The organism is Mycobacterium sp. E2462 (assembly GCF_001672685.1).
Lineage (GTDB): Bacteria > Actinomycetota > Actinomycetes > Mycobacteriales > Mycobacteriaceae > Mycobacterium.
The window spans coordinates 1-6,685 of the sequence record NZ_LZKC01000114.1 but is presented as its reverse complement, the minus strand read 5'-3'; the positions used below and the strand labels follow the sequence as shown (position 1 = coordinate 6,685).

Annotated in this window: 7 protein-coding genes and 1 pseudogene; 4 read left to right on the top strand and 4 right to left on the bottom strand. The window is 70.7% G+C overall.

The genetic code is table 11. The features are described 5' to 3' along the window. A pseudogene (locus A5714_RS26975) lies at positions 1-72 on the top strand (hypothetical protein); the annotation flags it as partial. Positions 73-105: 33 nt separating this feature from the next. Here A5714_RS26975 and A5714_RS05540 read toward each other — a convergent pair. From A5714_RS05540 to A5714_RS05530, 3 genes are all read right to left on the bottom strand, one after another. Further along, on the bottom strand, positions 106-747 hold the full coding sequence (locus tag A5714_RS05540) for a nucleoside triphosphate pyrophosphatase (RefSeq protein WP_068283545.1): 642 nt from the start codon (positions 745-747) through the stop codon (positions 106-108). Next, positions 744-1,013 carry an acyl-CoA carboxylase epsilon subunit gene (locus A5714_RS05535; protein WP_068072650.1) on the bottom strand — a complete coding sequence of 90 codons (270 nt, stop codon included), beginning with the start codon at positions 1,011-1,013 and terminating at the stop codon, positions 744-746. The genes A5714_RS05540 and A5714_RS05535 overlap by 4 nt, the downstream gene beginning before the upstream one ends. A gap of 131 nt (positions 1,014-1,144) precedes the next feature. Next, positions 1,145-2,785, bottom strand: coding sequence for an acyl-CoA carboxylase subunit beta (locus A5714_RS05530; protein ID WP_068283541.1), 1,641 nt, complete (start codon positions 2,783-2,785; stop codon positions 1,145-1,147). Positions 2,786-2,930: 145 nt separating this feature from the next. Between A5714_RS05530 and A5714_RS05525 the strand changes: the two genes are divergently transcribed. The 3 genes from A5714_RS05525 to A5714_RS05515 are packed head-to-tail and all read left to right on the top strand — an operon-like array spanning position 2,931 to position 5,870. Beyond that, on the top strand, positions 2,931-4,475 hold the full coding sequence (locus A5714_RS05525) for an FAD-binding protein (RefSeq protein ID WP_068283548.1): 1,545 nt from the start codon (positions 2,931-2,933) through the stop codon (positions 4,473-4,475). A gap of 17 nt (positions 4,476-4,492) precedes the next feature. Continuing rightward, positions 4,493-5,308 carry a biotin--[acetyl-CoA-carboxylase] ligase gene (locus A5714_RS05520; protein ID WP_068283539.1) on the top strand — a complete coding sequence of 272 codons (816 nt, stop codon included), beginning with the start codon at positions 4,493-4,495 and terminating at the stop codon, positions 5,306-5,308. A 43-nt stretch (positions 5,309-5,351) separates the two neighbouring features. After that, on the top strand, positions 5,352-5,870 hold the full coding sequence (locus A5714_RS05515; RefSeq protein WP_068072659.1) for a PH domain-containing protein: 519 nt from the start codon (positions 5,352-5,354) through the stop codon (positions 5,868-5,870). Here the strand turns inward: A5714_RS05515 and A5714_RS05510 are convergent. Next, positions 5,825-6,484: a GtrA family protein gene (locus A5714_RS05510; protein ID WP_068283535.1), complete on the bottom strand. Its 660-nt coding sequence runs from the start codon at positions 6,482-6,484 to the stop codon at positions 5,825-5,827. The genes A5714_RS05515 and A5714_RS05510 overlap by 46 nt on opposite strands. Between the last annotated feature and the right edge of the window lie 201 nt (positions 6,485-6,685).

Below are 6,685 nucleotides of genomic sequence, written 5' to 3'. Positions count from 1 at the left end.
GCCTACGCCCACCCCGAGAGGCTGGTCACCGCCGACTGGCTGTCGGCCCACCTGGGGTCAGGGGGTAATGCCACGGGTCCGAGCCTACCGCCAGGGGTGCGGGAATCAGCCGACGGCGTTGGCCGCCCAGAGGGCGGCGACCGACAGCCCGACGCGGTCGAGCAGGCGGCGCAGCAACGGCAGGCTCAGGCCGATGACGTTGGAGGGATCGCCCTCGATGCCGTCGACGAACCACCCGCCCAGGCCGTCGAGCGTGAACCCGCCGGCGACCCGCAACGGTTCGCCGGCGTCGACGTACGCCCGCAGATCCGGCCCCGCGGGCCGGGCGAAGTGCACGGTCGTGGCGGCGGATTCGGCCTGCCGGTCGGTGATCACCCCGTCGCGCAGGCGCAGCAGGCAGTGGCCGGTGTGCAGCCGGCCGGACCGGCCGGCCATCAGCCGCCACTGCCGCAGCGCGGCGTCGGCGGTTGCGGGTTTACCGCACAGCCGGCCGTCGAGGTCGAGCATCGAGTCGCAGCCGATGACCACGCAGTCCGCCGCGACGCCGGGCTGCAGCCCGGCGGCCACCCGGTCGGCCTTGGCGCCGGCGAGCGCGCCGACCACCTCGGCGGGCGGCGCGTCGGCGCCCAGGCCGGCGATCAGCGCGTCCTCGTCGACGCCGGACACCGCGACCAGCGGCTCGACGCCGGCCCCGCGCAGCACGTTGAGCCGGCCTGAGGAGGCCGACCCAAGCACCACGCGGGTCACTTCTTCAGGTGCGTCATCTGTAGGAAGGTGAGCCGCTGGTAGTTCGACATCGCGAAGCGCAGCCGGTCGATCGGCAACCCCCACTTGCTGCGCTCGGCCGGTGGCAGCACCGGCTCGCCGCCGCCGACACCGCCGAGCACGGCGACGAGCGCGGCCAGCTCCTCGTCGGTCGGCTGCCCCTTGAGGACCTTGATGTGCGGCTCGTGTGGCGCGGCGCCGCCGAGGGTCACGTCGGCGCTCACGTCGTCGGCGCTCACAGGGCTCACTGCGTTCGCCTGGCTACCGTCGCTCACTGGGTTTGCCCCACTCCCGTCGCTCACTGCGTTCGCCTGGCTCCCGTCGCTCACTGCGTTCGCCTGGCTCCCGTCGCTCACTGCGTTCGCTCCGCTCGTTCGACTCACAGGGGAATGTTCCCGTGCTTCTTGGGCGGCAGGTGCGCGATCTTGCGCTCCAGCAGGCGCAGCGCCGTGCCGATGTAGCCGCGGGTGTGCGACGGGGGAATCACCGCGTCGACGTAGCCGCGCTCGGCCGCGACATAGGGGTTGACCAGCGTGTCCTCGTACTCCTGCTGCAGCTGCAGCCGCAGCGCGTCGACGTCCTTGCCCTCCTTGGCGGCCTCTTTGAGCTGCTGGCGGTAGACGAAGCCGACGGCGCCGGAGGCGCCCATCACCGCGATCTGCGCGGTGGGCCAGGCGATGTTGACGTCACACCCCATGTCCTTGGAGCCCATGACGCAGTAGGCGCCGCCGTAGGCCTTGCGGGTGATGACGGTGATCTTCGGGACGGTGGCCTCGCCGTAGGCGTAGAGCAGCTTGGCGCCGCGGCGGATGATGCCGTTGTACTCCTGGCCGGTGCCCGGCAGGAAGCCCGGGACGTCGACCAGCATGATGATCGGAATGTTGAAGCAGTCGCAGGTCCGCACGAACCGGGCGGCCTTCTCCGAGGCGTTGATGTCCAGGCAGCCGGCGAACTGGGTCGGCTGGTTGGCGACGATTCCGACCGGCCGGCCGTCGATGCGGCCGAACCCGACGACGATGTTGGTGGCGTAGCCGTTCTGGATCTCCAGGAACTCGTCGTCGTCGAGGATCCGGGTGATGACCTCGTGCATGTCGTAGGGCTGGTTCGGCGAGTCCGGGATCAGGGTGTCGAGCTCGAGGTCCTCCTCGGTGAGGTTTTCCTCGATGGCGCCGGCGGGAATCGGCTCCGCGTAGCGCGGCGCGTCGGTCGCGTTGTTGGGCGGCAGGTAGCTGAGCAGGTCGCGGACCCAGTCGAAGGCGTCCTGCTCGCCGGAAGCGACGTAGTGCGCGGTGCCGGACTTGGCCATGTGGGTGTGGGCGCCGCCCAGCTCCTCCATGGTGACGTCCTCGCCGGTGACGGTCTTGATGACGTCCGGGCCGGTGATGAACATCTGGCTGGTCTGGTCGACCATCACCACGAAGTCGGTCAGCGCGGGGGAGTAGACGTGGCCGCCGGCGGCGGCGCCCATGATCAGCGAGATCTGCGGGATGACGCCGGAGGCGATGATGTTGTTGCGGAAGATCCGGCTGTAGAGGCCCAGGGAGACGACGCCCTCCTGGATGCGCGCGCCGGCGCCGTCGTTGATGCCGATCAGCGGGCGGCCCGTCTTGATCGCCAGGTCCTGGACCTTGACGATCTTCTCGCCGTACACCTCGCCGAGGCTGCCGCCGAACACCGTGGCGTCCTGGCTGAAGATGCACACGTCTCGGCCGTCGATGGTGCCGTAGCCGGTGATTACACCGTCGCCCAGCGGGCGGTTGTGCTCCAGCCCGAAGTTCTTGCTGCGGTGGCGGGCCAGCGCGTCCAGCTCGACGAACGAATCCTCGTCAAGCAGGGCCAGGATGCGCTCGCGGGCAGTCAGCTTGCCCTTGGCGTGCACCTTCTCGACGGCCTCCTCGCCGACCGGGTGCAGGGACTCCTCGCGGCGCTTGTGCAGCTCGGCAAGCTTGCCCGCGGTGGTGTGGATGTCGATGGTGTGCTCGGCGGCGGGTTCCGCAGTGTGGTCCGTAACGCTCGTCATGGCAGCGATCGTATCGGCAGCCCCGTCGGTCTCCCTTAAGCAGCCCTTAATTAGCGTCGGCGATTCGCGAAGCGGCGCTCCGGCGCGGGCGCCCGTGGCCGGTATCGTCGTCGGACGACGAATCCAGTACAGCGCGGGAGTGGCGATGGTCGACTGGGCGCACGAATGCGACGTGCTGGTTGCCGGGTCGGGCGGCGGCGGCGTCACCGGCGCCTACACCGCCGCGCGCGAGGGCCTCAACGTGCTGCTGGTCGAGGCGACGGACAAGTTCGGGGGCACCACCGCCTACTCCGGCGGGGGCGGGGTCTGGTTTCCCTGCAACCCGGTGCTACTGCGCGCCGGCACCGACGACACCATCGAGGACGCGCTCACCTACTACCACGCCGTCGTCGGCGACCGCACCCCCCGCGAGCTGCAGGAGACGTTCGTGCGCGGCGGCGCGCCGCTGATCGCCTACCTGGAGCAGGACCCGGACCTCAAGTTCGTGCCGCTGCCGTGGCCCGACTATTACGGCAAGGCGCCCAAGGCGCGCCTGGACGGCCAGCGCCACATCGCCGCGAAACCGTTGAAGGTGGCCGCGGCGCCGGAACTGCGCGACGCCATCCGGGGCCCGCTCGAGACCGACCGGCTCGGCGCCGAGCCCCCGGCGGACTACTTCATCGGCGGCCGCGCGCTGATCGCGCGGTTCCTCAAGGCCCTCGGCCAGTACCCGGCCGCGACGCTGCGGCGCGACACCGCGCTGGTCGAGCTGGTGGTGTCCGAGGGTCGCGTCACGGGCGCCGTCGTCGAGACGCACGGCGAACGCCGCGCCGTCCGCGCCCGCCGGGGCGTGCTGCTGGCCGCCGGCGGCTTCGAGGCCAACGACGAGCTGCGCCGCCGGTACGGCGTGCCGGGCGTCGCGCGAGACACCATGGGCGGGCCCGGCAGCCGGGGCCTGGCGCTGCAGGCGGGCATCGCCGCCGGCGCCGACACCGACCTGCTGGACCAGGCCTGGTGGTCGCCCGGGATGACCCATCCCGACGGGCGGTCGGCGTTCGCGCTGTGGTTCACCGGCGGCATCTTCGTCAACCAGGACGGCAACCGGTTCGTCAACGAGTCCCGCGCCTACGACCGGGCCGGCCGCGAGATCATCGCCCAGCTGCACGACGGGTCGCTCACGTTGCCGTATTGGATGGTCTACGACGACAAGGAGGGCGAGGTGCCGCCGGTGAAGGCGGCCAACGTCCCGGTCGTCGAGACCGAGAAGTACGTCGCCGCGGGCCTGTGGCACACCGCGGACACCCTGGAGGGCCTCGCCGCCAAGATCGGCGTCCCCGGCGCTCAGCTGGCCGCGACGGTCGCCCGCTTCAACACGTTCGCCGCCGCCGGCGTCGACGGCGACTTCGGCCGCGGCGACGAGGCGTTCGACCGTGCCTTCTCGGCCGGCGCCTCGCCGCTCGTGCCGCTCGACCGCCCGCCGTACCACGCCGCCGCGTTCGGCCTGTCCGACCTGGGCACCAAGGGAGGCCTGCGCACCGACGCCGCCGCCCGGGTGCTCGACGCCTCCGGCGTCCCGATCCCGGGCCTCTACGCCGCCGGCAACACCATGGCCGCGCCCAGCGGCACCGCGTACCCCGGCGGCGGCAACCCGATCGGCACCAGCATGCTGTTCAGCCACCTCGCTGCGCTGGACATGCGCGACCGGCGCTGAGTCCTAGGCTGGGCGGGATGGACGCAGACCAGACCCGTGACCCGCTGGACGCGGCCGCGCTGCGCGGCGAGCTGATCGGCACCGGCCTGGGGTGGCGCTCCCTCGACGTCGTCGAGCGGACCGGATCGACCAACGCCGACCTGATGGCGCGGGCGGCGTCGGGGGCCGACGTCGCCGGGGCGGTGCTGATCGCCGAGCACCAGACCGCCGGCCGCGGGCGGCACGGTCGCGGCTGGACCGCCGGACCGCGAACCCAGATCACCATGTCGGTGGGCGTCAGCGTGGTCGACGTGCCGACCACCGGCTGGGGCTGGCTGCCGCTGGCCACCGGGGTGGCGGTGCTGGACGCGGTGTCCCCGCTGCTCGACGGGGCGGGCGCCGAAGCGGGACTCAAGTGGCCGAATGACGTGCTGGCCGGCCCCGCGCCGGACCGGCGCAAGTTGGCCGGCATCCTCGCCGAGGTCAGCCGGCCCGTCGTGGTGATCGGCGTGGGCCTCAACGTGTTCGAGGCGCCCGCCGGCGTCGAGGGCGCGACGTCGCTGGTCGACCAGGGCGTCGCGGCGCCCGACCGCGGCCGCCTGGTGGCGGCGGTGCTACGCGAACTCGGGCGGCGCATCGTGGCCTGGCGCGGCGCGCGGGGCGCCGACTGGGCGCTGGCGGCCGATTACCGCGCGCGCAGCCTCACCGTCGGGGCCCGGGTCCGGGCGCACCTGCCCGGCGGCAAGGAGCTCGTCGGCACCGCGACCGGCATCGACGACCAGGGCAGGCTGTGCCTGGAATCGGGCAATGGAAACGTCGTGGTTTCGGCCGGCGACGTGGTGCATTTGCGGTAGTTATCGCTAGTGATCGGAAGGGCCGCACAGCTAATGTCGCGGCATGGGTTATCCCGACAATGTCCTGGCCGCGGGCGAGCACGTAATTGTGCACCGACACCCCCATTGGAAGCGGTTGATCTGGCCGGTCGTGGTGCTGCTCGGCGTCACGGCGCTCGCGGCGTTCGGCTCCGGCTACCTGAACTCGACGCACTTCGAGCAACTCGCCAAGAACGTCATCTACGGCGTGATCTGGGGGGTCTGGCTCCTGGTCGTCGGCTGGCTCACGCTGGGGCCGTTCGTGGGCTGGCTGACCACCCATTTCGTGGTGACCAACCGTCGGGTGATGTTCCGCCACGGGGTGCTCACCCGCACCGGGATCGACATCCCGCTGGCGCGGGTCAACAGTGTCGAATTCCGCGACCGGCTCACCGAGCGGATGTTCCGCACCGGGACGCTGATCATCGAGTCGGCGTCACAGGACCCGTTGGAGTTCCACGACATTCCGCGGCTGCGCGACGTGCACGCGCTGCTTTATCACGAAGTCTTCGACACCCTGGGGTCCGAGGAATCGCCCAGCTGACCGGACCGGCCGGCCCGGTTGCGCCAGGAGCGCAGCATCGTGACGTTGCCGCCTTCGATCTCGTCCTCGAGCATCTCGGCGATGCCGCCGGCGGTCAGGGCCGACTCGATCGCCTTGTCGGGGCTGCGCGCGAACTGGTCGGGGAACACCCAGCGCCGGAAGGCCCAGAACCGGAACGCCATCTGCAGCAGGTTGCCGATGAGGTAGGCCGCGATGAAGTCGGCGACGTTCTCCACGGCCAGCGACACCATCGGCTCGCGCAGCTGCAAGACGTAGCTGGAGAACCACAGCGGGGCCATGGACAGCAGCACGCCCACGCCGCTGAACGCGAAGAACAGCAGCGCCTCGTGGTGGCGCTCGCGGCCGCCGCGGTCGCGGAAGCTCCACTCCCGGTTCAACACGTAGGACGCGATGACCGCGACGATCCCGGCGATGACCTTCGCCGTCACCGGTTTGGCGTCCAGAATTGTCAGCTTCAACGTGTAGAAAATCACCGAGTCGATGACGAACGTGGTACCGCCGACGATGGCGAATTTGATCAGTTCGTGGTGGCGCAGCAAATAGGGCTGAAGCGCCCCCGGCATGCGCGCGATTGTGGCTTCGGTGAAGGACACAAGTGGAGAGTGTACGGACGCACACAAAAGCGACGCAAAATCGTACATAACAATTCGGCGTCACCGCCGGTCAACACGCCTACGGTGCCGAGTCACGATCGGGACACGTCATGACACCATGATGGCCGTGCCGGAAACAACCCCGCCGGGCTCCCCGATGATCCGATCCCCCGGGATCCGACAGTTCTCGAAGTACAGCTC